25 protein-coding genes and 1 tRNA gene are annotated in these 25857 nt (G+C 30.3%); 11 read left to right on the top strand and 15 right to left on the bottom strand.

What is annotated here, in order from left to right; translation table 11 throughout:
* The coding region (locus BMY86_RS11585; protein ID WP_143065661.1) for an OmpA family protein at positions 1 to 180 on the top strand (180 nt) is incomplete at its 5' end.
* 76 nt (positions 181 to 256) lie between these two features.
* Here BMY86_RS11585 and BMY86_RS11590 read toward each other — a convergent pair.
* On the bottom strand, positions 257 to 1858 hold the full coding sequence (locus BMY86_RS11590) for a peptide chain release factor 3 (RefSeq protein ID WP_091469539.1): 1602 nt from the start codon (positions 1856 to 1858) through the stop codon (positions 257 to 259).
* A 288-nt stretch (positions 1859 to 2146) separates the two neighbouring features.
* Here BMY86_RS11590 and BMY86_RS11600 point away from each other — a divergent pair, with 288 nt between their 5' ends.
* The 3 genes from BMY86_RS11600 to BMY86_RS11610 all read left to right on the top strand — a co-directional run bounded on the left by BMY86_RS11600 (position 2147) and on the right by BMY86_RS11610 (position 4195).
* The gene (locus BMY86_RS11600; protein ID WP_091469546.1) at positions 2147 to 2740 is read left to right on the top strand and encodes a hypothetical protein; all 594 of its coding nucleotides are present in this window, start codon (positions 2147 to 2149) and stop codon (positions 2738 to 2740) included.
* Positions 2741 to 2753: 13 nt separating this feature from the next.
* Complete coding sequence (locus BMY86_RS11605; protein WP_143065662.1) at positions 2754 to 3362, top strand: hypothetical protein; 609 nt, start codon at positions 2754 to 2756, stop codon at positions 3360 to 3362.
* Between the two features lie 203 nt (positions 3363 to 3565).
* Complete coding sequence (locus BMY86_RS11610) at positions 3566 to 4195, top strand: response regulator transcription factor (protein ID WP_091469553.1); 630 nt, start codon at positions 3566 to 3568, stop codon at positions 4193 to 4195.
* On the opposite strand, the gene BMY86_RS11615 is transcribed toward BMY86_RS11610, so the two are convergent.
* The 8 genes from BMY86_RS11615 to hemA form a co-directional block, all read right to left on the bottom strand.
* Positions 4186 to 7185 carry a ligand-binding sensor domain-containing protein gene (locus tag BMY86_RS11615; RefSeq protein ID WP_091469557.1) on the bottom strand — a complete coding sequence of 1000 codons (3000 nt, stop codon included), beginning with the start codon at positions 7183 to 7185 and terminating at the stop codon, positions 4186 to 4188. The genes BMY86_RS11610 and BMY86_RS11615 overlap by 10 nt on opposite strands.
* A 109-nt stretch (positions 7186 to 7294) precedes the next feature.
* On the bottom strand, positions 7295 to 7681 hold the full coding sequence (locus BMY86_RS11620; RefSeq protein ID WP_091469560.1) for a c-type cytochrome: 387 nt from the start codon (positions 7679 to 7681) through the stop codon (positions 7295 to 7297).
* A 68-nt stretch (positions 7682 to 7749) separates the two neighbouring features.
* Positions 7750 to 8745, bottom strand: a complete 996-nt coding sequence (hemB, locus tag BMY86_RS11625; protein ID WP_091469564.1) for a porphobilinogen synthase — start codon at positions 8743 to 8745, stop codon at positions 7750 to 7752.
* Between the two features lie 287 nt (positions 8746 to 9032).
* A complete protein-coding gene (gene hemF, locus BMY86_RS11635) occupies positions 9033 to 9935 on the bottom strand; it encodes an oxygen-dependent coproporphyrinogen oxidase (RefSeq protein WP_091469569.1) in 903 nt (300 codons plus the stop codon).
* A gap of 78 nt (positions 9936 to 10013) precedes the next feature.
* Positions 10014 to 11039 carry a uroporphyrinogen decarboxylase gene (gene hemE / locus BMY86_RS11640; RefSeq protein WP_091469573.1) on the bottom strand — a complete coding sequence of 342 codons (1026 nt, stop codon included), beginning with the start codon at positions 11037 to 11039 and terminating at the stop codon, positions 10014 to 10016.
* 48 nt (positions 11040 to 11087) lie between these two features.
* Positions 11088 to 11768 carry a uroporphyrinogen-III synthase gene (locus BMY86_RS11645; RefSeq protein WP_091469576.1) on the bottom strand — a complete coding sequence of 227 codons (681 nt, stop codon included), beginning with the start codon at positions 11766 to 11768 and terminating at the stop codon, positions 11088 to 11090.
* A complete protein-coding gene (gene hemC, locus BMY86_RS11650) occupies positions 11768 to 12703 on the bottom strand; it encodes a hydroxymethylbilane synthase (protein WP_091469580.1) in 936 nt (311 codons plus the stop codon). The genes BMY86_RS11645 and hemC overlap by 1 nt, the downstream gene beginning before the upstream one ends.
* Entirely contained in the window at positions 12703 to 13947 is a 1245-nt protein-coding gene (hemA, locus tag BMY86_RS11655) for a glutamyl-tRNA reductase (protein ID WP_091469584.1), read from the bottom strand. Before hemA ends, hemC begins: the two co-directional genes overlap by 1 nt.
* 228 nt (positions 13948 to 14175) lie before the next feature.
* Here hemA and BMY86_RS11660 point away from each other — a divergent pair, with 228 nt between their 5' ends.
* Entirely contained in the window at positions 14176 to 15036 is an 861-nt protein-coding gene (locus BMY86_RS11660; RefSeq protein ID WP_091469587.1) for a helix-turn-helix transcriptional regulator, read from the top strand.
* A 45-nt stretch (positions 15037 to 15081) separates the two neighbouring features.
* Here BMY86_RS11660 and BMY86_RS11665 read toward each other — a convergent pair whose 3' ends face one another.
* The 3 genes from BMY86_RS11665 to BMY86_RS11675 are packed head-to-tail and all read right to left on the bottom strand — an operon-like array spanning position 15082 to position 17476.
* Positions 15082 to 15903, bottom strand: a complete 822-nt coding sequence (locus tag BMY86_RS11665) for a hypothetical protein (RefSeq protein WP_091469590.1) — start codon at positions 15901 to 15903, stop codon at positions 15082 to 15084.
* 11 nt (positions 15904 to 15914) lie between these two features.
* Positions 15915 to 16685: a hypothetical protein gene (locus tag BMY86_RS11670; RefSeq protein WP_143065663.1), complete on the bottom strand. Its 771-nt coding sequence runs from the start codon at positions 16683 to 16685 to the stop codon at positions 15915 to 15917.
* Positions 16686 to 16696: 11 nt separating this feature from the next.
* Positions 16697 to 17476: a hypothetical protein gene (locus BMY86_RS11675; RefSeq protein ID WP_091469595.1), complete on the bottom strand. Its 780-nt coding sequence runs from the start codon at positions 17474 to 17476 to the stop codon at positions 16697 to 16699.
* Between the two features lie 227 nt (positions 17477 to 17703).
* Between BMY86_RS11675 and hemH the strand changes: the two genes are divergently transcribed.
* The 5 genes from hemH (at position 17704) to BMY86_RS11705 (ending at position 22163) form a co-directional block, all read left to right on the top strand.
* A complete protein-coding gene (gene hemH, locus BMY86_RS11680) occupies positions 17704 to 18720 on the top strand; it encodes a ferrochelatase (protein WP_091469599.1) in 1017 nt (338 codons plus the stop codon).
* A 31-nt stretch (positions 18721 to 18751) separates the two neighbouring features.
* The gene (locus BMY86_RS11685; RefSeq protein ID WP_091469602.1) at positions 18752 to 19300 is read left to right on the top strand and encodes a CopD family protein; all 549 of its coding nucleotides are present in this window, start codon (positions 18752 to 18754) and stop codon (positions 19298 to 19300) included.
* Positions 19301 to 19349: 49 nt separating this feature from the next.
* On the top strand, positions 19350 to 20765 hold the full coding sequence (locus tag BMY86_RS11690) for a sensor histidine kinase (protein WP_091469841.1): 1416 nt from the start codon (positions 19350 to 19352) through the stop codon (positions 20763 to 20765).
* 3 nt (positions 20766 to 20768) lie between these two features.
* Positions 20769 to 21545, top strand: coding sequence for an enoyl-CoA hydratase/isomerase family protein (locus tag BMY86_RS11695; protein ID WP_091469605.1), 777 nt, complete (start codon positions 20769 to 20771; stop codon positions 21543 to 21545).
* Between the two features lie 402 nt (positions 21546 to 21947).
* Positions 21948 to 22163 (top strand): hypothetical protein, encoded by a 216-nt coding sequence (locus tag BMY86_RS11705; RefSeq protein ID WP_091469611.1) that lies wholly within the window; start codon positions 21948 to 21950, stop codon positions 22161 to 22163.
* Between the two features lie 51 nt (positions 22164 to 22214).
* Here the strand turns inward: BMY86_RS11705 and BMY86_RS11710 are convergent, their stop codons facing one another.
* The gene (locus BMY86_RS11710; protein ID WP_091469615.1) at positions 22215 to 22820 is read right to left on the bottom strand and encodes a 50S ribosomal protein L25/general stress protein Ctc; all 606 of its coding nucleotides are present in this window, start codon (positions 22818 to 22820) and stop codon (positions 22215 to 22217) included.
* A 74-nt stretch (positions 22821 to 22894) separates the two neighbouring features.
* Positions 22895 to 23836 (bottom strand): ribose-phosphate pyrophosphokinase, encoded by a 942-nt coding sequence (locus BMY86_RS11715; RefSeq protein ID WP_091469618.1) that lies wholly within the window; start codon positions 23834 to 23836, stop codon positions 22895 to 22897.
* Positions 23837 to 24039: 203 nt separating this feature from the next.
* On the opposite strand from BMY86_RS11715, the gene BMY86_RS11720 reads away from it, so the two are divergent.
* Positions 24040 to 24119: transfer RNA gene (locus BMY86_RS11720), tRNA-Leu, on the top strand.
* Between the two features lie 626 nt (positions 24120 to 24745).
* Here the strand turns inward: BMY86_RS11720 and pheS are convergent.
* Entirely contained in the window at positions 24746 to 25765 is a 1020-nt protein-coding gene (pheS, locus tag BMY86_RS11730) for a phenylalanine--tRNA ligase subunit alpha (RefSeq protein WP_091469624.1), read from the bottom strand.
* Between the last annotated feature and the right edge of the window lie 92 nt (positions 25766 to 25857).

Below are 25857 nucleotides of genomic sequence, written 5' to 3' on the forward strand. Positions count from 1 at the left end.
AGATTATCAGACAGAAGAGCGAAATCTACCGTTCAATACATCATCTCAAAAGGTATTGCTAAAAACAGAATTACAGGTCAAGGAATGGGAGAAACACAACCAAAAGTGGCTTGTACAGAATGTACTGAAGAAGAACACGCTCAAAACAGACGTAGTGAGTTCTTAATCATCAAGAAATAATCTAAAGATTATATAATATTTAATTACAATAAAAAGAGCGCTTTAAGCGCTCTTTTTTAATTTATAGTATTCTGTATTAATTTTCGTTTTTATGATAATCAGAAGTAAAATATAGCTTAACACTAGGGTATTTTTGATTGGTCATTTGAATTGAAAATTCACTATCAGCTAAAAATACTAATTGTCCGTGTTTATCATGTCCTAAAAACTTTTGCTTTACACGTTTAAATTCCTTGAATTCTTCGTTTTTTGGATCATCTGGTAATACCCAACACGCTTTATAAGCTGGGAAGTTCTCGTAATTACATTTTGCACCATATTCGTGCTCTAAACGGTATTGAATAACTTCATATTGTAACGCACCAACGGTTCCAATTACTTTTCTTCCGTTCATTTCTAAGGTGAATAACTGCGCTACTCCTTCATCCATTAATTGGTCGACACCTTTTTCTAATTGTTTCGCTTTTAACGGATCGGCATTGTTAATGTATCTAAAATGCTCTGGTGAGAAACTTGGAATTCCTTTAAAATTCATTGCTTCACCTTCTGTAAGTGTATCTCCAATTTTGAAATTTCCGGTATCGTGTAAACCAACTATATCACCTGGATACGAAATGTCTACAATTTCTTTTTTCTCTGCAAAGAATGCATTCGGACTAGAGAATTTCAAATTTTTTCCATGACGAACATGTAAATACGGTTTGTTTCTTTCAAAAGTTCCCGAAACAATTTTTACGAATGCTAATCTATCTCTGTGTTTTGGATCCATATTCGCATGAATTTTGAATACAAAACCACTGAATTTTTTCTCTTCTGGCGCTACTAATCTCGTATCCGATTCTTTAGCGCGTGGAGTAGGAGCGATGTCGATAAAACAATCTAATAATTCGCGAACACCAAAGTTATTTAAAGCCGAACCAAAGAAAACAGGTTGTAATTTTCCAGTTAAATAGGCTTCTCTATCAAATTCTGGATATACTTCAGCAATTAATTCTAATTCTTCACGTAGTTTATTGGCTGGTTTTTCACCAATAATTTTTTCTAATTCTGGACTATCAATATCAGAAAACGCAATGGTTTCTTCAATGTTTTTTCGACTATCGCCTTCAAAAAGGTTAATGTTTTTCTCCCAAATATTATAAATACCTTGGAAATCATAACCCATTCCAATCGGGTAACTTAAAGGTGTTACGTGTAATCCTAATTTTTGTTCTACTTCGTCCATCAAATCGAAAGCATCTTTACCTTCACGATCTAATTTATTGATGAAAACAATCATAGGAATATTACGCATACGACAAACTTCTACTAATTTTTCCGTTTGTTCCTCCACTCCTTTTGCAACGTCAATTACAACAATAACGCTATCTACTGCCGTTAAAGTTCTAAATGTATCTTCTGCAAAATCCTTGTGACCAGGCGTATCAAGAATGTTGATTTTTTTGTCTTTATAAATAAACGCTAATACAGATGTAGCTACCGAAATTCCTCTTTGGCGCTCAATTTCCATGAAATCGGAAGTGGCACCTTTTTTAATTTTATTACTTTTTACAGCTCCAGCTTCCTGAATGGCACCACCAAAAAGTAATAACTTTTCTGTTAAAGTAGTTTTACCCGCATCTGGGTGAGAGATAATTCCAAAAGTACGTCTACGTTTAATTTCTTGTTCGAAACTCATATTCAAAAATTTTGGCAAATATACTTAAAATAAAAAAAGAAATAATTAGAGATTTACGACTCAAAAAATATATTTTATTCTTTATCACTTACTAATTTTTGTAGAAATCATTCTACAGTGATTAGTGGTCGTTTGTTTAATTAATAAATTATTTTTGTCTTTTGAAATTATATTAAACAAAACATGTTTTTTTTGATAATTATTTAAAATTGAAATTACATTTTGTTGATATTTTGTGAAAATCCCAAACCAACCACTATTACTACTACTTTTTAAACCCAATTTTGTATGAAAAAAATTTTATTCTTTTTTCTATTGCCATTTTGTGTGTTTTCTCAGCAGGTTGGGATTAACACAACAGATCCAAAAGCTACTTTGGATGTAAATGGTAATATGTTAATTCGTGATGTACCTATTGGTACAAGTGACGATATTTTAACAATTAGTGAAACAGATAATGTTGTTACTAAATTTAATTTTAAAGGTTTTGATTTATTGAATAGAATGTTAATACCATCATGTTCGATAAATACTGTTGGTGCAACAGGTTCTTTTAATAGAGTAGCTAGAGGTGTAACTTATGTGATTAATTGGGAAGTTGTAGGTAGAAATACTGGTTCTGCTGCTAATTTATCTAGTAACGAAACTGCTTCGCGTATGAAAATAAAATACACGATTACTCCGCCATTACCTTCTGTGCCTCTAATTGCTTTTTTAACACCATTTAACGAATCAAATTATCCTGATGCATTTGTTGCTTCTTATTCTGAATTAACTAATTCTACAATTACAGCTCAAATTGTAAGAGCAGATATGAATTCATTTGATGGTGGTATTTGTTGGGCAGGACAATTTTATTTCGACTTAATTTTATTTTATTAAAAACTTTATAAATATGAAAAATTATATAACAATTATACTATTATTTTGCGCTGTAGCAATGAATGCACAAGTTGGAGTTGGCACAAATAATCCTGATGCAACATTAGATGTAAACGGTACTTTAGCCATAAGATCAGTAGATTATAGTGCAACAAATCCAAATGCTTTAATTATTGGTAGTGATAATAAAGTTTATAAAAGAGTTTTACCTATTATGTTAGGTTTTCAACGCATGCAAATTCCAGTTTGTAACTCTGTAAATGTTGGTAGTACGGGAAGTTTTGTACAAACAGTAAATGGAGTAAATTATACTATATCTTGGAGAGTTATTATTAAAGGTACAGGTACAGCTGCAAATTTACCAGCAACAGAGCGTGCACAAAGACTACAAGTTCGATATGATTTTAGTCCAGCATTGCCTTTTACTCCATCTGCCTTATTTATGACAGGATATTCTGAAGTGGCAACTAATGAAGTAACTTTTGCTTTAAATTATGCAAATGTTTCTGCAAACAGTTTAACGGTTAATATCGTTAGAACAGAAATGAATTCTGCTGAATCGCCTGCTAGTAATTGTTGGAGTACTACAAATCTATTTGATTTAATGTTTTTATATCAATAGTTAATTTTAAATGAATATTTTTTTTTAGTTTATATTAATCTTTATTGTGTTAACCAAATGTATTATTTATTTTACTTTACATTACATTATAAATTGAGTATAGATTTGTGATAATTTTAGTAAATATTAATACTTAAAACACTTAATTTTATGCTCCTTTATGGAGCATTTTTTTATAAAAGCCCAAAAAATTTTTAAAAATTGTGAAAAGAAACATTTTAATCGTTGATGATCATCTTGTAGTAAGAACTGGTGTTGCCATTATTTTAAAAAATGAAATAGAAGGTATAGAGATTTCGGAAGCAAAAAGCTACCATGAAGCTTTATCTATGATTTCAAATACTTTATTTGATTTAGTCATTTTGGATATCAATTTACCAGATGGAAAAAACACAGAAATGATTGCTGAAATTAGAAGTATTCAATCTAATTTAAAAATATTAATGTTTTCTGCACATGAAGAAGAGTACCATATTTTAAGATTTTTACAATCGGGTGCTAATGGTTATTTAAATAAATTATGTGATGAAGAAATTATTGTTGAAGCTGTAAAAAGTATTCTTGAAAAAGGAGAATATATTTCCAATGATCTTAAAATGAAATTAACCGAGGTGGAACGCAATATTGAGTTAATCAATCCATTTTATAAGATTTCTAATAGAGAAATGGAAATTGTAAAACTTTTAGTTATGGGCTTAGGAAATTTAGAAATATCTAATGCTTTAGAAATTCAAATGTCAACGGTAAGCACCTATAAAAATAGAGTTTTTGATAAATTAAAAATAAATAATTTAGTGCAATTAATTGAGAAATATAACCAATATTACTCATAATCTACGTCTAAAATTATTGTAATTTTTGTGCCTTTATTTTCTTCGGAATTTATTTTAATATCTCCATTAATCAGTTTTAATAATTCTAAAACCATATACAATCCTAAACCATTTTTTTGGATAATTAATTTTTCTGTATTGTAATTTTCATGTAATGCTAAATAATATTTTTTTAGCGGTTCTGAAAAGCCAATGCCCGTATCTTCAATGGTAAAATAAAATTTATTTTTTAGAATTTTGGTTTCAAGTGTTATGGTTCCTTTAAAAGTATGTTTTGTTGAATTATCAAGTAAATTATGAATTATGATAGCTAATGCTTTTTTATTGATTAAGATATTTTGTTTGATATGGTTTTGATATTCAATTTTTGTTTCATTTGCTAAAGCTAAGTTTTTAAACAGATTTATTTTGTCATTAATTACAATTGAAATGTCTTCTGCAATTAATTTTTCAATGTTGTTTTGGTCTAAATATATTTTTGAATAATCTACTAAATTTTCAACAAAACGATACAGTTCATTTGCTGAATCATTTATTATTTTAGCATTATTTTGTAAGCCTTCGTTGTTGTTTTCTATTGAATTTTTAAACAGGTATTTGGCAGTAATTGATAAAAATTTAAGCGGACTTTTAATATCATGACTAATTGTTCCAATTAATTTTTTTTGTTGGATTATTTTATTAGATAGATTTTCTTGAGTAATTTTTAAATTTTCAACAGTTTTTTGCAAATCAATTGTTTTGTTTAAAATTATTTGTTCCAATTCAATATTTTTCTTTTTCAAATAATAACTTCTAAAAAGGATAATCATTATTACAATACCGAATAGTAAAGCAAATAGTAGTATTTTAAACCAAAGTTTTTCATAAAATAAATAAGGAATATTTATTAAAACTACTTTAGTTTGATATTTCGAGTCGAATCCGTTTAACTTTCTAATATATAATTTATATGTTCCAGGCGGTATATTGGTTAAAACAATATTTCTATCCTGCCCTATAGAAATCCATTTTTCTCTTCCATTAATTTCTAATTTATATTCAAAATTGATATTGTTTTTGTTTCCAAAATAGGGGAAATCTATTTTAAATTTAAATCGATTAAAATCTCTATCTAAAGTAATGGAGTTGTTAAATAATATTGTTTTGTTATCTGCAATAACTTCATTGACAAAAAAGTCGTTACTCGGTGTTATTTTGGTAACGTTATCTGGTAAAAACGAAACTAATCCGTTTAAAGACGGAAAAATAAAATAGCCGTTTTCAAGTTCAGTATTACAAGGTTGACATCCACCGTTAAATTCACTCATTAAAAAACCATTTTTTTTATCATAATGATGATAATAAATTGGGGTTTTAAACTTTACATAATTCAATAAGCTTTTAGCTTCAACTTCAATTAAACCTTTGTTTGTACTTATCCAAAAATGTCCATTTTTATCTTCACTTATACAATGTGTAGAATTTAAAAACAAACTATTATCTGTAGGCATTTTATGAAACACACCATTTTGAAATAAACTAAATCCATTATTATAGGTACAAACCCAAATTTCATTTTTCTGACAAATAAAAATACTTCTTATGTCATTGTCTTTATAATAATATTTATGTAAGGATTTAGAATTTTGATTGTAATTAAGTAATACATTTTCACCCACCATTAACATTTGTTTGTTTTTATATTCAGCAAAAAATTGAATTGGTTCGTTAATGGTTTTAATGTCTTTTGGAGTAATTTTTGATTGATTGGCATCAATAGTAGTTACTGTAAATTGTTCTGTGTTATGAATTTTTCTATACCCTATCCAAATGGTGTTTTTGGAATCACAATAAATAGTAGCTATAAAATTTTTTAAATAGATTTTATCACTTGTTTTGTAATTTGTATTGTAATTGAATCGTATTAATTCATTGTTTCTTTTAATCCAAATATTTTTGTTTTTATCAATCGCAATTGCACGTTGCTCGTTATGTTGATTTAAATTTAATTCTTTAATGAGATTGTTTGTGTTGTATAGTTCACCATTAGCTGTAATAAATTCATTTTCTGAAAAAGGAAAAGTAGCATAATAAAAATTTTCAATAGTATTTGGATTTACTAAGACAGTAAAATCTGATATTGTTAAAATATGTAATCCAACATTTTGAGTACCTATGAATATTTTTTTATTTGTACTATCATAATATAAACAAGAAATTATATAATTTCTTTTGCTGTTCAGTTTATGTATTAACGATATAGTTAAATTGTTTTTGTTTTTTTGAAGTTGAAAAATTTCAGTATCAGTACAAATAAAATATTGTTGTGTTAGGTAATTATATATAAACTTTGCATTTTTGGGTAAAACGATGTTGTTTTTAATAGAATTATTAAAGAAAACATAAGTACCATCTTCGTCTAAAATTACTAACTCGTCATTTAATAGAAAATAATCTTTTTTAGAATTATACGAATTGCGAATACTTTTTATTTCTTTGTTTGATTTTGAAAATAATACGATTCTTTCTTTTTCTATTTTATAATAATTCCTTTTATTATCGTTAATGATACAATTTAAAAAGTTCTTATTTTGTTTAGTGTTGCTATTAAAATAAAATCGAGTTTTCTCATATTTTTCAGAATCAGTAAGTTGAAATTTTGATTTGCTTTTTGTAGCATTTCTTTTATTGATAAACACAACATCATTATAAAATTCTGAATAAGTAATCAAAGAATCCTTTTCTATACTACCTTTTAAATATAAAAACCTATTTGATTTGATATTAATATTTTTGTCATTAAAAACTTTGAAATCTTTACCATCAAATCTAACCAATCCATTTTCAGTAGTCATCCAAATAAAACCATATTTATCTGGAGCAATACTTTTTACAGAATTTTGTGGCAAATGATCAGAATCTGATGAATACCATTCGTCAAAATAGTTTTGTTGTGTAAATCCGTATTGGAATAAAAGAAGAAAAAACAGGTGTATTTTTAATTTCATTTTTTAAAATTACATAATATTCAATACAATTATGTTTTTGTAGAAAATATTCTACAATCTTTAAGCATAATTAAAAAATGCCTTAATAATTATTAAGGCATTTTTTAATTTATTTTATATTTAACATATACTCTTCTAAAGCTTTTAGTTCTTCATCTGTCATTGATTTTGTTACAGCGAAATTAGCTTTCATGATTTCGTATTGTGAAGGATCTACAATTGGTTCCGATTCACCTTGTAGAAAAATAGCAATACTTGCGTTTTTTTCTTTATAAATTTTTGCAATTTCTTTGATGCTTGGTCCAACCACCTTAGTGTCTGGTTTATGGCAAGTGGCACATAATCCTTTACCTTCAAATAATTCTTTACCTAAATTATCAGATGTCGCTTTCACTTCTTCAATAGGATTTCCCATTGGATCTGTTTCTGTTTTCTTCCCACAACTAATTACAATTAAAGTAAAAGCAAGTATAAAAAAAGATGCAATTTTTTTCATTATTTATTCATTTTAAGTATCAAATTTAATCTGCTTTTTAAGATTTAAAAATGATAATTGTCAAGGCTTTATTTTTTTAATAAGATAGCGGCTTCTTTAGCAAAATAAGTTGAAATTAAACTAGCACCCGCTCTTTTGATACACATTAATTGTTCCATCATAATTTTATCATGATCTAACCAACCTCTTTCTGAAGCAGCTTTAATCATCGCGTATTCGCCTGAAACATGAAAAACAGTTACTGGTACATCTACAGCGTCTTTTACTTCTCTTACAATGTCTAAATACGCAATTCCTGGTTTTACCATAACCATATCAGCACCTTCTTCTACATCCCACAACGCTTCTTTTACGGCTTCAATACGATTGGCATAATCCATTTGATAGGTTTTTTTATCTTTTGGAACTACCACATCTGCTTCTTTTGGTGCGCTATCTAAAGCATCTCTAAACGGACCATAAAAGGCTGAAGCATATTTTGCCGAATAACTCATGATTCCTACATTATGAAATCCAGCAGCGTCTAATCCTTCGCGTAAACGTAATACTCTTCCATCCATCATATCACTTGGAGCAACAAAATCGGCACCCGCTTGTGCATGAGAAACTGCCATTTTTACTAATGCAGCATTCGTAGCATCATTAGCAATATCACCATTTTCAATAATTCCATCATGACCATATATAGAATACGGATCTAGCGCCACATCTGGCATTACAATCATTTCTGGGCAAGCCGCTTTAATTGCTTTTATGGCACGTTGCATTAAACCGTTTGGATTCCACGCTTCTTTACCGGTATTGTCTTTTAATGATTCGTCCACTTTTACGTAAATATTTACCGCACGAATACCTAAATCGAACAATTCTTTAACTTCTTCCACAGTTAAATCAATAGAACGACGGAAAATTCCTGGCATAGAAGGGATTTCAACTTTTACGTTTTCTCCTTCAGCAATAAACATCGGAAACATAAAATCACTCGGACTTAAAGTTGTTTCACGAACTAAACTTCTTATAGATTCGTTAACTCTTAAACGACGGCCTCTGTGTAATGGAAACATAATTATTGTATTTTTGTTTTATGAAAAAAAGATTGATTTTGAGTGTAATCGCACTTATTTTTATTATTATCTATAAACTTACAAACTTTGAATTTGGCAATATAGGTATAGCTACAATATTAATTTGTGTGGGTTTACCTTTTTTTGTTTTCGTTTCGTTTGTATTATTTATTATTGGTTTTTATAATTCTTACAAGGAGAAATTCAATATAAATTCAGTGCATTTTAATACGCTATTTGTTAATCTAGTCTCTCTTGTTATAATTTTTAATGATTTTTTGTGTTTTTTAAACCCAATTAATTGGTGATTCTAAAACTTTAATTAACTTTTCTTCTTCGCTACCCACTTCAGGATGATGATCATACACCCATTGTACATGTGGTGGTAAACTCATCAAAATACTTTCTATTCTTCCGTTGGTTTTTAGTCCGAAAAGTGTTCCTTTATCGTGAACCAAATTAAATTCAACATAACGACCACGGCGAATTTCTTGCCAAGTACGTTGCTCGGCAGTATATGGTAAATTTTTTCTTTTTTCTACAATTGGAACATACGCTTCTAAGAAAGAATTGCCAACTTCGGTAACGAAATTATACCAATCTTCCATTTTCATATCTTCTGTTTCCTTGCAATAATCAAAGAATAAACCACCTAAACCACGGGCTTCGTTTCTGTGAGCATTCCAAAAATAAGCATCACATTGTTTTTTATATTTTGGATAAAATTCTGGATTGTGTTTGTCGCAAGCTGTTTTACATGTTTGATGAAAATGTTTACCGTCTTCTTCAAACAAATAATAAGGTGTTAAATCTTGTCCGCCACCAAACCAGCTGTTGATTACGTTTCCGTTATCATCATACATTTCAAAATAACGCCAATTCGCATGAACCGTTGGAACCATTGGGTTTTTTGGATGAATTACTAAACTCAACCCACAAGCAAAAAAATCGGCTTCGCCAACGTTGAATAATTTCTGCATCGAATCGGGTAATTTCCCATGAACTGCTGAAATATTTACACCGCCTTTTTCAAAAACTTGACCGTTTTCAATCACGCGTGTTCTTCCGCCTCCACCTTCTGGTCGTTCCCAAATGTCTTCACGAAATTTAGCTACACCATCAACGGCTTCTAATCCGGCAACGATTTGATCTTGAAGATTTTGTATGTATGAGTAGAATTTATCTTTCATAGTCTCAGTATTCAGTATTCAGTTTCAGTATTCAGTCTTAGCATTTTGTGAACTGCGACTGCGACTGTAAACTGCTTACTACTTTCCATATTCCTTTACCGCTTCCACAAATGCTTTCGCATGATCTACAGGAATATTTGGTAAAATTCCGTGACCTAAGTTTACGATGTAGTTGTCTTTTCCGAATTCGTCAATCATTTCGTGAACCATTTTTTTGATGGTTGGAATTGGCGATAATAATCTTGATGGATCAAAATTACCTTGTAACGTGATTTTTCCACCAGATAAATAACGTGCATTTCTTGGTGAACACGTCCAATCAACCCCTAAAGCAGAAGCTTTTGATTTCGACATTTCATTTAAAGCAAACCAACAACCTTTTCCGAAAACAATCACTTTCGTTTCTTCTGCTAATGCTTCTACGATTTGGTTGATATATTGCCAAGAAAATTCATTATAATCAACTGGAGATAACATGCCTCCCCAAGAATCGAAAATCTGAATGGCATTACAACCTGCTTTTACCTTTTCTTTTAAATATAAAATGGTAGTATCTGTAATTTTTTGTAATAAAGCATGTGCAGCTACTGGGTTTGAGAAACAAAATCCTTTCGCTGTATCAAAACTTTTAGATCCTTTTCCTTCTACTGCATAACAGAAGATTGTCCATGGTGAACCTGCGAAACCAATTAAAGGCACTTCGTTGTCCAACATTTGTTTTGTTAATTTAATCGCATCAAATACGTAACCCAATGTTTCATTTACATCTGGAACGAAAACTTTTTCAACATCTTGAGCAGAACGAATTGGATTGGGAATAATTGGGCCTAAATTGTCTTTTAATTCAACGTGAATTCCCATCGCACGTGGCACTACTAAAATATCAGAAAACAAAATAGCGGCATCTGGTTTTACAATTCTAATCGGTTGAACTGTAATTTCTGCTGCTAATTCTGGAGTTTCACAACGCGTAAAGAAATCATACTTGTCGCGTAAGGCTCTAAATTCTGGTAAATATCTTCCTGCTTGACGCATCATCCAAACTGGTGGACGTTCTACAGATTCGTTATTTAAGGCACGTAGGAATAAATCGTTTTTTATCATTTTTTTATTTTTAGACCTGAAAGGTTTCAAAAACCTATTTGGTTGTTATTAACTATAATATTCTATTACTTCTTCAATTACGTGTTCAATGGTTGGTTGATACGCAACTTGAATGTTTTTAATTTTATTTTCTGGTAATTTTTCTTCTAAACTTGCTGCTGTGGTAGTTCCAATGCAAAACAAAATCTCATTGGTAATGGCATTGTTTTTTAAATAACTGGTAACTCCAGACGGACTGAAAAACAAAATAGCATCTACTGTTTCTTTAATTTTTTGAGACGTTAAAGAAGTTTCATAGACTTTAATTTCATTAAAAGTAATTCCGTTTTCAGTTAATATATTTGGTAAAGTATCTTTGCGAAGGTTTCCACTGAAAAACGTATAACTTTCATCGGCATATACTAACGAAATAATTTCAGCTAAATCTTCTGCATAACCCGTGTGGGCTTCCACTTTAAATCCGTTTTCGTTTAATAATTCTTTTGTTTTTGAACCGACACAAAAAACCGTTTTTTTCTTTAAATCTTCAATATTTGGATGATTTAGAATGCTTAAAACTGCATTTTGACTCGTAAAAATTAAATTATCGTTGATTTTTTTTAAATCGAATGAAATGTTTTCTGTTTTTATAAAATCGGCTTCAATGACAGAAAAATGAGCATTAACTAATTCTTGTTTTTGAATTGATGTTAACGTTTTGGTAGATAATATTGTGGTTTTTTCAGACATTATTTTTTCAATTTTTCTTTAATTTCAGCCATTAATGCGGCTCCACCATTTGCTAAAATTTCTTGCGCACAATTAAAACCTAATTTTTTCCATTCAGAAACATCAACCGATTTTTTGATTTCTAGTTTTTGAACACCATCAATCGATAATAAAACTCCAGTGAAATCAATTACATCATCATTTTCATTATAAGTTGCAATGGCTCCAATTGGCGCAGTACAACCACCTTCTAATGTTCTTAAAAACTGACGTTCGATATAGGTACAAATTTCTGTTTCGATATGATTTAATTGAGAAACAGCATCTAATGAAAACATATCGTCTGCATTACAAACTACTAACATGGCACCTTGAGCGGGTGCTGGTGTCATCCAATTTAAAGCAATAAAATTTTCTGGTTTTAAATTGATTCTTTCTAATCCTGCTTCAGCAAAAATAGCACCACTCCAAGATTCTGAATCGGCTACTTTTTGCATTCTTGTATTTACATTTCCACGAATATCTTCTACATTATGTGTTGGATATTTGTGTAACCAACTGGCTTTTCTTCGTAAACTACTGCTGGCAATTGTACAGTTTTCTTGAGTTAGAAAATCTAAATTTCCTTTATGAACTAAAATATCTAAAGTAGAAGCTCTTTCTAAAACAGCACCTTGAATAATTCCGTTTGGTAATTGAGTTGGTACATCTTTCATAGAATGTACAGCAATATCAATTTTACCTTGAATCATTGCAATATCTAGTGTTTTAGTAAAAATTCCAGTGATGCCTAATTCGTATAAAGGTTTGTCTAAAACAATATCGCCTTCTGATTTAACAGCTATAATTTCCGTTTTATAACCTAAATCATTAAGTTTTTTTTCAACAGTATGAGCTTGCCAAAGTGCTAATTCGCTATCGCGTGTTCCTATTCGTATTGTTTTTTCTTTTGCCATTAGTCGATTTGAAAAACCTTATTGATCCATTCTACACTTTCTTCCACAACTGTATTGTCGTCTTTCAAATGATTAGCAAAATGGCTGGTTATTTTTTGTATTAATTTAGCGGTAACTATTTCTGCATGTTCTTCATTAAAGTCGGCATTTTTCTTTTTCAAGTGATTAATTTCCGATTCTTTAATAGCATTTAATTTCGCTTTTAAAGCATGAATAGTTGGTGCGTATTTTCTTCCTTTAGACCAAGTTAAAAATTCAGTTAAAATTTCTGTGATGATAGCTTCTGCTGCAGGAATATGTAGTTTTCTGTTCTCTAGAGTTTCATCCGTAATTTGTGATAAATGATCCATGTGAATTAAAGTAACAAATGGGTTTTGTTTCACATTTTCATTTACATTTTTCGGAATCGATAAATCTAAAATTAATAATGGTTTTTTCAGATTTAAAATATCGAAATCAACCGTTGGGTTTTGAGCACCAGTTGCAACAACTACCACATCGGCTTTTTGTAATTCTATTTGTAAATCGGAATAATCTTTAACTACCAAATTCAGTTTGTTGGCTAATTTTTCCGCTTTATCTTTTGTTCTATTAATTAACGTGATGTGTTCGTGTTTCGAATGTTTCACCAAGTTTTCACAAGTGTTTCTACCAATTTTTCCCGTTCCAAAAAGTAAAATATTCTTGTTAGAAATATCTTCTACATTTTTAAAAATATATTGAACAGCTGCGAAAGATACTGAAGTTGCTCCACTTGAAATTTCAGTTTCGTTTTTAACTTTCTTACTTGCTTGAATTACCGAATTCACTAAACGCTCCATGTATGCATTAGCTAAATTTAGCTTTTTGCTTTCTACAAAAGCATTTTTTAATTGAGCAATGATTTCAAAATCACCTAAAATCTGACTATCTAAACCAGTTCCTACACGAAAAATATGGTTTAAAGCTTCTTTTTGTTTGTAAACGTATGCGTATTTTTGAAACTCTTCAATTGAACCCTGACTGTTATCACAAAGTAATTGTATTAATTGAAATGGGTGTTGCGCAAAACCGTAAATTTCAGTTCTGTTACAAGTAGAAGTAACTAATAAACTCTCCACACCATTTGTTTTGGCTTGCTGTAATAAATTAGTTTTGGCACTTTCGTCTAAACTAAATTTACCTCTAATTTCGGCATCAGCTTTTTTATAGCTCAAACCGATAGCATAGAAAGTATTTTGTTTTGCGGGTGAATGATTGTCCATAAATGCTTTATCTCTTAAAGATGCACAAAATTATTATTTAGGTTTTTATAAAAACAACGCTAAAAGTACTTTTTATGTCGCTATTTGTTTTTTTTACAGAAAAAGCACTTATTTTGCTATAAACTAGTAACTTTGTAACAAATTCAATGCTGTACAAATCGTTTGTTTAGAATAATTATAAATAACAATATTGAATTTTTACTAAAATGATTTAAAAAAAATAACGCTATGAGTTCACATGAGCTAATAAATATAGATACGGATTTTTCTTTACTTCGGTTTCAAAACGATACTGAAAATGTTGAAATATTTGAAAAACAGGTTGGTACAGGGTTAATTCAGTTTCATTTTAACGTAAAAGGGAAAGCTAAATTTATTTTTAATAATAATACGTATACCCTTGATTTAAATGAGGAAAAGGCATTATTATTATACAATCCACAAAAGGAATTGCCTCTTCATTTAGAAATTCAACCTAAAAGTTGGATTATTTCTATTTTAATTTCGATTAAAAAATTTCATGCTTTATTTTCTTCAGATTCTGAAATGATTCCTTTTTTAAGTAAAGATAATTTAGAAAAGAAATATTATGCAGAAGAAAGTATTAGTCCATCAATGGCAATTGTGTTGAATCAGATTTTCCATTACAACCAAAATTCATCTATTAAAACGTTGTATGTAAAAGGAAAAAGTTATGAATTGTTAAGTTTGTTTTTTAATACGAATGAAGATCCCAATGCAGAACATTGTCCGTTTTTATCAGATGAAGGAAATGTTTTGAAAATTAAAAAAGCCAAAGAAATCATAATTAAAAACATGGCTGAACCACCTGGTTTACAAGAATTAGCAGATGAGGTTGGCATTTCTCTAAAAAAATTAAAAGCAGGATTTAAAGAAATTTATGGCGATACGGTTTTTAATTTCTTATTTGATTATAAAATGGAATATGCTAGAAAAATGTTAGACTCCGGTTCGTATAATGTGAATGAAGTTGGATTGCAAATTGGATACAGTACATCCAGTCATTTTATTGCAGCTTTCAAGAAAAAATACGGAACTACACCAAAAAAATATTTATTAGAAAAATAAAAAAAGAGCCATTAAGGCTCTTTTTTGTTTGTAATTATTTGGTTTTTAGTTATAATAATGTGCTACAATAATAACTTCATCATCGCCAGGTCCTATTTGCATAGCGACTTGACCAGTTCCTGCAGTATTTGCAACGAATAATATTCCAGCGAACATTGGACAATATGTGCCAGGACCAAGTTTTATATAGTCATGACCAGTTGCTTGAAATGTTTTATCAATTCCTCCAATTCCTCCAGCTCCAGAAACACTTCCGTTGGTATAGAAATTCCCACTATATCCTAAAGCTCCCGGATTTCCAGCAAAATTTATTGGCGCGCCATCATAATCAGATGTTATAATTGCACCAGCAGGCCCTCCATTTCTTAAATATACATAAAATTGAGCGGTACGAGCATGAAAATCATCAATTGGAACACCAGTTTTTTCTATCAAATACGATATTGAGTAATTAATTTCAACAATTGCAGGTTTAGTTAAGGTAAAAGTAGATAAACCAGGACCTGTTTGTCTTGGCCATCCTGCTATAGAATAACCCGAACCAGTACCTGTTTGACCAATTACATTTGAATCTGAACCTCCTGTATCTGCAGGGTCGCTAAGATAATTATATGGGTTAAATAACATTTCAACTAAACTTGGAACAGCATTTAAAACTAAATCTCCATTAGCATTAGCATATACACGAGTGTTTTCTGTTGGACCTAAATTTAATGGATTGTTTGGTGAATTTAATCCTTCAATACGTATTGTTGAATTTGATCCAGCAACATGTAATTCTTGTTGTGGATTTGTAGTGTTTACCCCAACTTGACCAAAAGTAAAAATTGAAGCAAAAATGTATGTTAATGAAAATACCTTTTTCATAATTTTTTAATTTAATTGTAAATACGAATTTTTAAATAATCAGAAGAACCTCCAAATCCAACATATGTACTTAAATTGGTTCCATCTTGAGTTTCTCCAAAAAACACTAATGAATGATTGCCTTGAGGAATTGAACCATAACCTACACCATGAATAAATGCATATCCTACTGAACCTTGATTGAAAGAAGTGTATGCTTCTCCATGTAAACCATATTTTTTTGATAATTCTGTTGCATCTAAACCATCATTATTTAAATCAATACAGAAATAACATCTAACCGTTTTAGCAGAAACATCACTAAAAGTTGAAGCGGCTGGAGCAGGTAATACTAAATCTGAGAGATCAATGGTCATAGCATATCTAACTTCAATTAAGGCATCTTGTGGGCTTGAAAAAAGCACATTAGTTCCAATTTGTGAACTTGCTGATGTAATTGTTGCATCATTAGCAACAACGGTTCCATCGCCATAAGGTCCATTTGGAACAAAGTTTGGAATACTAATTAAAAAATTCAATGGTTCGTTTACTCCAACTCCTTCACCTGCAGAATAATTTGGTGGGTCTAAAGTTAAATCACCATTAGCAGTAACATAAACAGGTGCTAATCTTGGTGGAACATTTAATAAAGGTTTATTAGTTGAATTCAAACTTTCTATTCTAATTGTAGATGTTGTTCCTGCAACATGTAAATCTTTTTGCGGTGTACTAGTACCAATTCCAACTTGTGAAAACACATAATTGCAAAATATTGATACTATTATAAGTAATTTTTTCTTCATAACACTTTGGTTTAATATAATCTCATGAATATTGAATCCGGTCCACCAGCGAATCTTACATATGTATCTCTGTTATTTGTTCCAGAAGTTACAGAGCCATAAAAACGGATAGTATGTGCTCCTGGAGTTAAATACATGTATGTTGTTCCGCTATTATAAATATATCCTGTTGAAGCATTTGCAGGAGCTAAATTTGGTTTAACAGGATCAACAGCGCCACTTCCTTTTAAATCAGGATTATTAAAGTTGAAATAACATTTAGAATGTGCTGCATATCTTCTTGTAGTTGAAAGTAATGTAGGAGTATCTAAAGTGAAAAAATTAGTAATGTTTCTTGCATAAATATCTTGAATTATGTCAAGCGCACTACTTTTAAATACTTCAACACTTAACGAATATTTTATTTCTAAAACAGTGTTACGTGTTACATTAAAGGTATAAGAAGTAATTTCAACAACTTCATAACCATCATTGGCTTGGGCTCCTGTAATAGCAACAGTACCATTTACTCCAGCTGTAGTATAAGCATCCGTACCGTCACTATTGTTTGTAGCTGTTACTTTTAGAGTTAAGTCGCCATTGCTATCAACATATAAGGGATATGTTTGTCCGGCAACTCCACCATTGTAATCATTGTTTGTGGCGTTTAAGCCGTCAACTCTAATTGTACCTGTGGACGAACCAAGGTGCAATTGTTGTTGTGGGGTGGTTTTATTAATTCCTACGCCCGACTGTGAAAACACATTTAAAAAGGTGAAAAGAATTAATAATGTTGGGTAGTTTTTTTTCATAGAATTGATTTTTAACTTTTAACGTTCAAATTGTTTGAAACCGTTAATTTTTCGTTATTCTGTCACTATATAGAAAATAAATTAAAAAAAACACAACTTTTATCGAAAAAAATTAACATTTTAACGTATAAAGTAGAAAAAACCTAACAAAAGTCAATTTTTTCTGATAAAAATGTTAATTAAAATAATGACAATTATTTAGTATTTTTGAAGAAATTATTGAATACATGAAAAAAGGAGTTTTACTTGTAAATTTAGGATCACCAGAAAGTCCAACACCAAAAGATGTTAAGCCTTATTTAGATGAATTTTTAATGGATAAATACGTAATTGATGTGCCGTATTTATTGAGAGCTTTATTAGTTAGAGGAATAATTTTAAGAAAGCGTCCGGAAAATTCTGCGGAAGCATATGCTAAAATTTGGACAGATGAAGGATCTCCACTTATTGTTTTTTCAAAAAGAATGCATCAAAAAGTTAAAAATCTTGTTGAAGCGCCAGTAGCTTTAGCAATGAGATATGGAACGATGACCATTGAAAAAGGTTTACAAGAGTTAAAAGATCAGGGAGTTACAGATGTAATGTTATTGGCTTTATATCCTCAATATGCAATGGCCTCAACTACAACTATTTGGGCTTTAGCGGATGAATTAGTGGCTTCAAAATTTCCTGAAATGAAATTAACGAAAGTTCCTGCTTTTTATAATAAACCCGATTACATTCAAGCGCAAGCTAATTCTATAAAAAAACATTTAGAAGGTTTTGATTATGATCATTTGTTGTTTTCGTATCACGGAATTCCAAAACGTCATATTCGTAAAACAGATGTTACTAAATCACATTGTAAAATAAACGGTACATGTTGCGATATTGCATCACCTGCTCATGAATTTTGTTACCGTCATCAATGTTTTGAAACAACAAAACAAGTTGTAAAATTACTGGGTATTCCGGAAGGAAAATACAGTCAAACTTTTCAATCTCGTTTAGCAGGAGACAAATGGTTAACACCTTATACAGATGTTGAAATCAATAAAATGCCTGAAAAAGGAATTACAAAATTAGCGGTTGTAACTCCGGCTTTCGTGGCAGATTGTTTAGAAACGTTAGAAGAAATTGCTATGCGTGCTAAAGAAGAATTTGAAGAACATGGAGGAAAAGAATTTTTAGCTATTCCATGTATGAACGACGAAGACGAATGGTGCGAAGTAGTAGCCAATTGGATTAAAGAGTTTGAAAAGTAATATTTGACAGAGAACCATAAAAAGTAATAATATGTACGAATATTTAAAATCTTTGCATTTAATCTTTGTAATCACTTGGTTTGCAGGGTTGTTTTATATTGTTCGTTTGTTTGTATATCAAATTGAAGCCCACGATAAACCATCTCCAGAAAAAGAAATATTGCAAAAACAATATAAATTAATGGCGTATCGTTTATGGTACATCATTACTTGGCCAAGCGCCATTTTAGCCAGTTTCTTTGCGTATTGGATGTTGTTTTTCACACCATTAGGACAATCTTGGTTGCAAATGCCTTGGATGCATGTGAAATTAGGTTTCGTGTTTTTATTGTATTTGTATCATTTAAAATGCCATCAAATTTTTAAACAATTACAAAATGATGTTGTAAAACATTCTACTAATTTTATGCGATTATGGAATGAAGGTGCAACCATAATATTATTTGCTGTTGTTTTTTTAGTAATTTTAAAAAATGAAATCAATTGGATTTATGGCGTAATCGGAATTATACTATTTTCGGTTTTGATTATGTTAGGATTTAAATTTTACAAAAGAATTAGAACAAAAAACGGTGAATAAGTTTTTCAAAATAAATACATTATCCTTGCGAAGAAGAATTTTCTTGGCGATGTTATTTTTGACTACTTTTTCAACCATACTGATAACAATTGTATCTTTAATTCACTTCCGATTTGAAGCTCAAGAATATCATGAAGAACGTCTTTCTCGTAAAGAAAATGCGATTAAAGAACATATTGATTATATTCTTCAAACTACAACTTATCCGCTTCAAACCAAAAATATTAAATATATTTTTAGAGAACGCATTCACGAATTATCCGATATTCACAGTTTAGAAATTAACTTTTTCGATTTAAACGGTAAATTATTATTATCCTCAAAATCGGCTTTTAAAATTGATAAACAAGTTCCAAATATTAGTGCAGAAACATTAAAAGAATTGCAAAATTCTACTAGTAAAAGAGTAGTAGTTTCTAAACCTAAAGAAAATGATAAATATGTAAAATCATCGTACACATATGTAAAAGATAATAAGTTTAAAAACTTAGCGATATTGAATATTCCTTACGAAGAAAATAGCGATTTTTATAACGAGGAAGCTACAAACTTTTTAAAGAGATACGCTCAGGTTTTTGTAATCATGTTTATCTTTTCAATTTTCTTATCGTATTTATTATCAAGCAATATTACCAAATCAATTACTCAAATTTCAGAGAAATTAGAATTAACACGATTGAATCAACGCAATCAAAAATTAAAATTACAAGACGGTAATCAAGAAATTAATACACTTATTCAATCATATAATTTCATGGTGGATAAGTTAGAGGAAAGTGCCAATAAACTAGCGCAAAGCGAAAGAGAACATGCTTGGCGCGAAATGGCAAAACAAGTGGCACATGAAATTAAAAATCCATTGACACCAATGCGATTAACCATTCAGAGCTTTACTCGAAAATTTGATGCCAACGATCCAAATATTAATCAAAAATTAAGTGATTTTTCGGAAACGTTAATTCAACAAATTGACACGATGACTACAGTAGCAAGCGCCTTTTCAAATTTTGCTTCTATGCCTACTCAAAATAACGTGTTGTTAAATGTTGTGCCGGTAACAAGAATTGCTTTAGAAATATTTCATGAAGATTTTATCTTTTTTAATACAACAGAAGATGAAATTTTAACCTCAATTGATAAAACTCAGTTGATAAGTATCGTTACGAATTTAGTTAAAAATGCTATCCAGGCTATTCCAGACGACCAAGAATCAAAATCGGTTAAAGTTGATTTGACAAAACAAGAATCTACTTTTACATTAAGAATTCACGACAACGGTACAGGTATTTCAGATGAATTTAGAGATCATATTTTCGAACCAAAATTTACCACTAAAAACTCAGGAATGGGATTAGGATTAGCTATTATTAAAAATATAGTTGAAAATTATCACGGTTCTATTACTTTTGAAACCGAAAAAGGAAAAGGAACAACTTTTATTGTTATATTACCACTAAATAAATAAAAAATGGAGAATATTTTAATTGACAAACAAGAAAACATTGCTATTGTAACCATCAATAGACCAACTAAATTAAATGCTTTAAACAAAGCTACTATTGAAGAATTACACAATGCTTTTAACGATTTAAATAATGATAGTGCTGTAAAAGCAATTGTATTAATTGGTAGCGGCGAAAAAGCTTTTGTTGCAGGTGCAGATATTTCAGAATTTGCAAATTTTTCTGTTGAAGAAGGAGAGTTATTAGCTGCAAAAGGTCAAGAATTATTATTCGATTTTGTTCAAAATTTAAGTACTCCAGTAATTGCAGCTGTTAATGGATTTGCTTTAGGTGGTGGTTTAGAATTGGCAATGTCTTGTCATTTTAGAGTGGCTTCTACTAATGCAAAAATGGGATTACCAGAAGTAACTTTAGGGGTTATTCCAGGTTATGGTGGAACACAACGTTTAGCGCAATTAGTAGGAAAAGGAAGAGCTATGGAAATGATTATGACAGCAAACATGATTGATGCTGAAACTGCTAAAAATTACGGGTTAGTTAATCATGTTGTATCTCAAGAAGAATTATTAGATTTTGCTAAATCTATTGCCATAAAAATTACTAATAACTCTAGTGTGGCTATTGCCAAAGCGATTGCCTCTATTAATGCTAATTTTGAAGATGGTGTAAATGGTTTCCAAACGGAAATTAAGAATTTTGGATGGTGTTTTGGTACAGAAGATTTTAAAGAAGGAACTACTGCCTTTTTAGAGAAAAGAAAAGCTGTTTTCACAGGAAAATAAATAATTAAGCCTCAAATTTAGTATGAAGAAATTAGTATTAGTAAAACTATTGATTGTAACGCTACTGGTTACGTCATTAGGTAGTTGTAGTGTACATGTGCATAGAAGGACAACTGTTGTTCATAAACATAAATACAAGCCATTACCCCCAGGACATGCGAAAAAATTACATGGCGAAAAAAGCGCCAAAAATTATACTAAAAAGCGTCGTCATTAGTATTTGAAATATGATAAAAAACCCGAGTATTGCTCGGGTTTTTTGCTATTAATACTTTATGACTTTCTTTCGTTTTCTATAGTTATTTTCATTGTTTTTTTAAATTTTAAAAATACAAAATTTCAAGAAATTGATAAGTTTGGCTTAGTATTTGTATTTCTACTTTTAAAATAAACGTAATTTTTATGGAAGCAAATAGATATATTCGATTTTTAGTTGGAACAAGTTTAGTTGTTGTTTTAAGTAGTTTAGCAAGTTGTAGTGTAACGGTTTCTGCGCCAGTTCCTGTTGTAGTTGTACACGGACAAGTGCATCAAGGTCATTGTCAAAAACAACATCATGGACATCATAATCATGGGAAACACAATGGTCATCATAAGCATAATAAACACCATAGATAAAATAAAAAAACCCGAGCATTGCTCGGGTTTTTTGTATAAGAGAAAATTGAATTATTTTTTCTTTTTTGCTCCTTTTTCTGCTTTTGCAGCTTCTTGAGCAGCTTTCATAGCAGCACGAGAAATTCTTACTTGACAAACAACAGTGTTGTCTGGGTGTAAAATTTTGTAATCAGGAGTTCCTAATTTAGTAACATATAATTTGTTACCCATTTCTAATTCAGAAATGTTTGCTTCTACGAAATCAGGTAAGTTAGCAGGAATAGATCTAACTTTTAATTTACGTTGGTTTAAACGTAAAACACCTCCTAATAAAACCCCTGGAGAAGTTCCAGTAATTTTAACAGGTACTTCCATAGTAACTTCTTTTTTAGCGTCTAATTGATAGAAGTCAATATGTAAAATTTTATCAGAAACTGGGTGAAATTGGATATCTTGTAAGATACCTTCGAATTTTTTACCACCTTCTAAGTCAATTACTACAGTGTGTGCTTCTGGAGTGTAAACTAAACCTTTAAATGCTTTTTCTTCAGCACTAAAATGTACTGGATTTTCCCCTCCGTAAAGTACGCAAGGAACCATTCCAGCATTACGTAAGGCTTTAGTAGATACTTTACCCACGCTTTCTCTTTGTGATCCTTTGATCGTAATTGATTTCATTTGAAATAAATTAAAATTAATAAAAAAATTTGGTTAGGGTTTAAAGGAATGAACATCTTCAAACCAACTAACTTTTACATTAAAAACTTTCCACTAATGGAATTGTTATTTTGTACCATGTGCATTACTTCAGCGAATAAAGGTGCACAACTTACAACTTTTATTTTGTTCGATTCTTTCTTTAAAGGAATAGAATCTGTAACGATTAACTCTACTAATTTTGAGTTCTCAATTCTTTCATACGCTTCTCCTGATAGAATAGCGTGTGTACAAATTGCTCTTACGCTTAAAGCACCTCTTTCAATCATCATGTCGGCTGCTTTAGCTAATGTTCCTCCTGTGTCGATCATATCGTCTACAAGAATTACATTTCTTCCTTTTACTTCTCCAATTAACTCCATCGTATCAATTACATTCGCTTGTTTGCGTTGCTTGTAACAGATAACTACGTCTGATTCTAAAAATTTTGAATACGCATACGCTCTTTTAGAACCACCCATATCAGGAGAAGCAATCGTTAAGTTCTCTAAACCTAAACTTTTCACATATGGTAAAAAGATAGTAGAAGCAAATAAATGATCTACTGGTTTTTCAAAGAATCCTTGAATTTGATCAGCATGTAAATCCATTGTCATGATTCGAGTTGCACCAGCAGTTTCTAATAATTTAGCTACTAGTTTCGCTCCAATCGGCACTCTTGGTTTGTCTTTTCTATCTTGTCTCGCCCATCCAAAATAAGGAATTACTGCTGTGATGTGTCTTGCTGAAGCTCTTTTAGCTGCATCAATCATCAATAATAATTCCATTAGATTGTCGGTACTTGGAAAAGTGGAACAAACTAAAAATACACGTAAACCACGAATCGACTCTTCAAAAGAAGGCTGAAATTCTCCGTCACTATATTTTGAGAACGTTACTTTACCTAGCGGCACACCATATTTACTGGCGATTTGTTCCGCTAGATACACACTTTGAGAACATGCAAATATTTTTGCTTCTGGCTCGTTGTATGACATCTTGTTTAATTGTTTTTACATCTTTGAAATTTTTACTTCTGAATTTATTCTATTCAAACGTATAATTGCCTCGGATGTAGTTAGTTAGTGTTGTTTCGATTTAATCGGGTGCAAAGTTAGTAATAAAATTGAACTCTGAAAGTAAAATTTTAAGTATTTTTCAATTGTTTTTGCAAAGTTTACTTATATTTGCACACTCTTAAGCCCGGATGGCGGAATTGGTAGACGCGCACGACTCAAACTCGTGTTCTTAGGAGTGTGGGTTCGATTCCCACTCCGGGTACAAATTATGAAAGCACTGTGAAAACAGTGCTTTTTTGTTTTATTTTAGTCTGCAATTTTTGATTTTTAAAAATTTGTTAGATTTGTGATGTTTGTAATGTAAATCCCCGTAATCTAGATTTATTTTAAAGCAGGTTTTAAAGATTAATTAATTAAATATGAAATTATTAGGTTTTGATTATCTTTATATGATGGCATATGAAGATATTGTAATAAAGAAAAAAAGTCAAATCTTTAATATGATATTTTATTTGTCATTAATTTATTCAGAAATTGTAGCAACTTTTTTAAATTTTGTTTCAATTTTTATTGATTATAGAATTTTTAAAAATGTTTTTTATAATGTCTTTTTGTTTATTCTCTTCGTTTTATTCAATTATTTTATATATGAAATAAAGAAGAGAAGATTAATAATTCAAAAAGAGTATGTTTTTTACAAAACATACTATGTTGACATAATTTTTTTGATTTCAGGTGTGGTTTTTGTTTATTCTATTTATTTAAATAATAAAATATTTGGTATAATTGGTAGTGTATCAAATTAGAATAACTATATGATACCTTGTGAATCTTTCATATAGTAAAATATATTAACAAAAAAGCTCAGCATTCGCTGAGCTTTTTTTATTATAAACTAGATTTAAATTGTTCTAAAAATCTAACATCGTTTTCATAAAACATTCTAATATCGCCAATTTGGTACAATAACATGGCAATTCTTTCAATTCCCATACCGAAAGCGTAACCTGTATATTCATTCGGATCGATTCCACAGTTTTTCAAAACATTAGGATCAACCATTCCGCAACCCATAATTTCTAACCAACCGGTTCCTTTTGTAATTCGGTAGTCGGTTTCGGTTTTTAATCCCCAATAAATATCTACTTCTGCACTTGGCTCTGTAAAAGGGAAGTATGACGGACGTAATCTAATTTTAGATTTTCCGAACATTTCTTTTGTGAAATATAATAACGTTTGTTTCAAATCGGCAAACGAAACATTTTTATCAATATATAATCCTTCCACTTGATGGAAAATACAGTGCGAACGAGACGAAATCGCTTCATTACGAAAAACTCTTCCTGGAGAAATCGTTCTAATAGGCGGTTTGTTGTTTTCCATGTATCTTACCTGAACAGAAGAAGTATGCGTTCTTAACAACACATCTGGATTCGTTTGAATGAAAAATGTATCCTGCATATCACGTGCTGGATGATATTCTGGTAAGTTTAAAGCAGTAAAGTTATGCCAATCGTCTTCAATTTCTGGACCTTCAGAAACATTGAATCCAATTGTAGAAAAAACATCTAAAATCTGATTTTTTACCAAAGAAATTGGGTGACGAGAACCAATGTTAATCGGACTTCCCGGACGCGTTAAATCGCCAAACAAGTTTACCGATTCTGTTTTAGATTCTAATAATTCTTGTATGCTTTTTACTTTTTCTTCAGCCGTATTTTTTAATTCATTAACTACCTGACCAAATTCTTTCTTTTCTTCGTTAGGTACGTTTTTAAATTCGGCAAAGAAATCTTTCAATAATCCTTTGCTTCCTAAGTATTTAATACGGAATTCCTCTAAAGTAGCTTTGTCTTCAGTTGTAAAAGCTTGAGCTTCTTTAATATGTTTTTTTATTTCTTTTATCATTGTAAAATGGTAATTGTCTGCAAAAATAGGTTTTTTTAGTGAAAAGTGAAAAGTGATGAGTGATTAGTTTAAACTGAACACTAAAATCTGAA

The sequence above is a fragment of the Flavobacterium urocaniciphilum genome (assembly GCF_900110615.1).
GTDB lineage: Bacteria > Bacteroidota > Bacteroidia > Flavobacteriales > Flavobacteriaceae > Flavobacterium > Flavobacterium urocaniciphilum.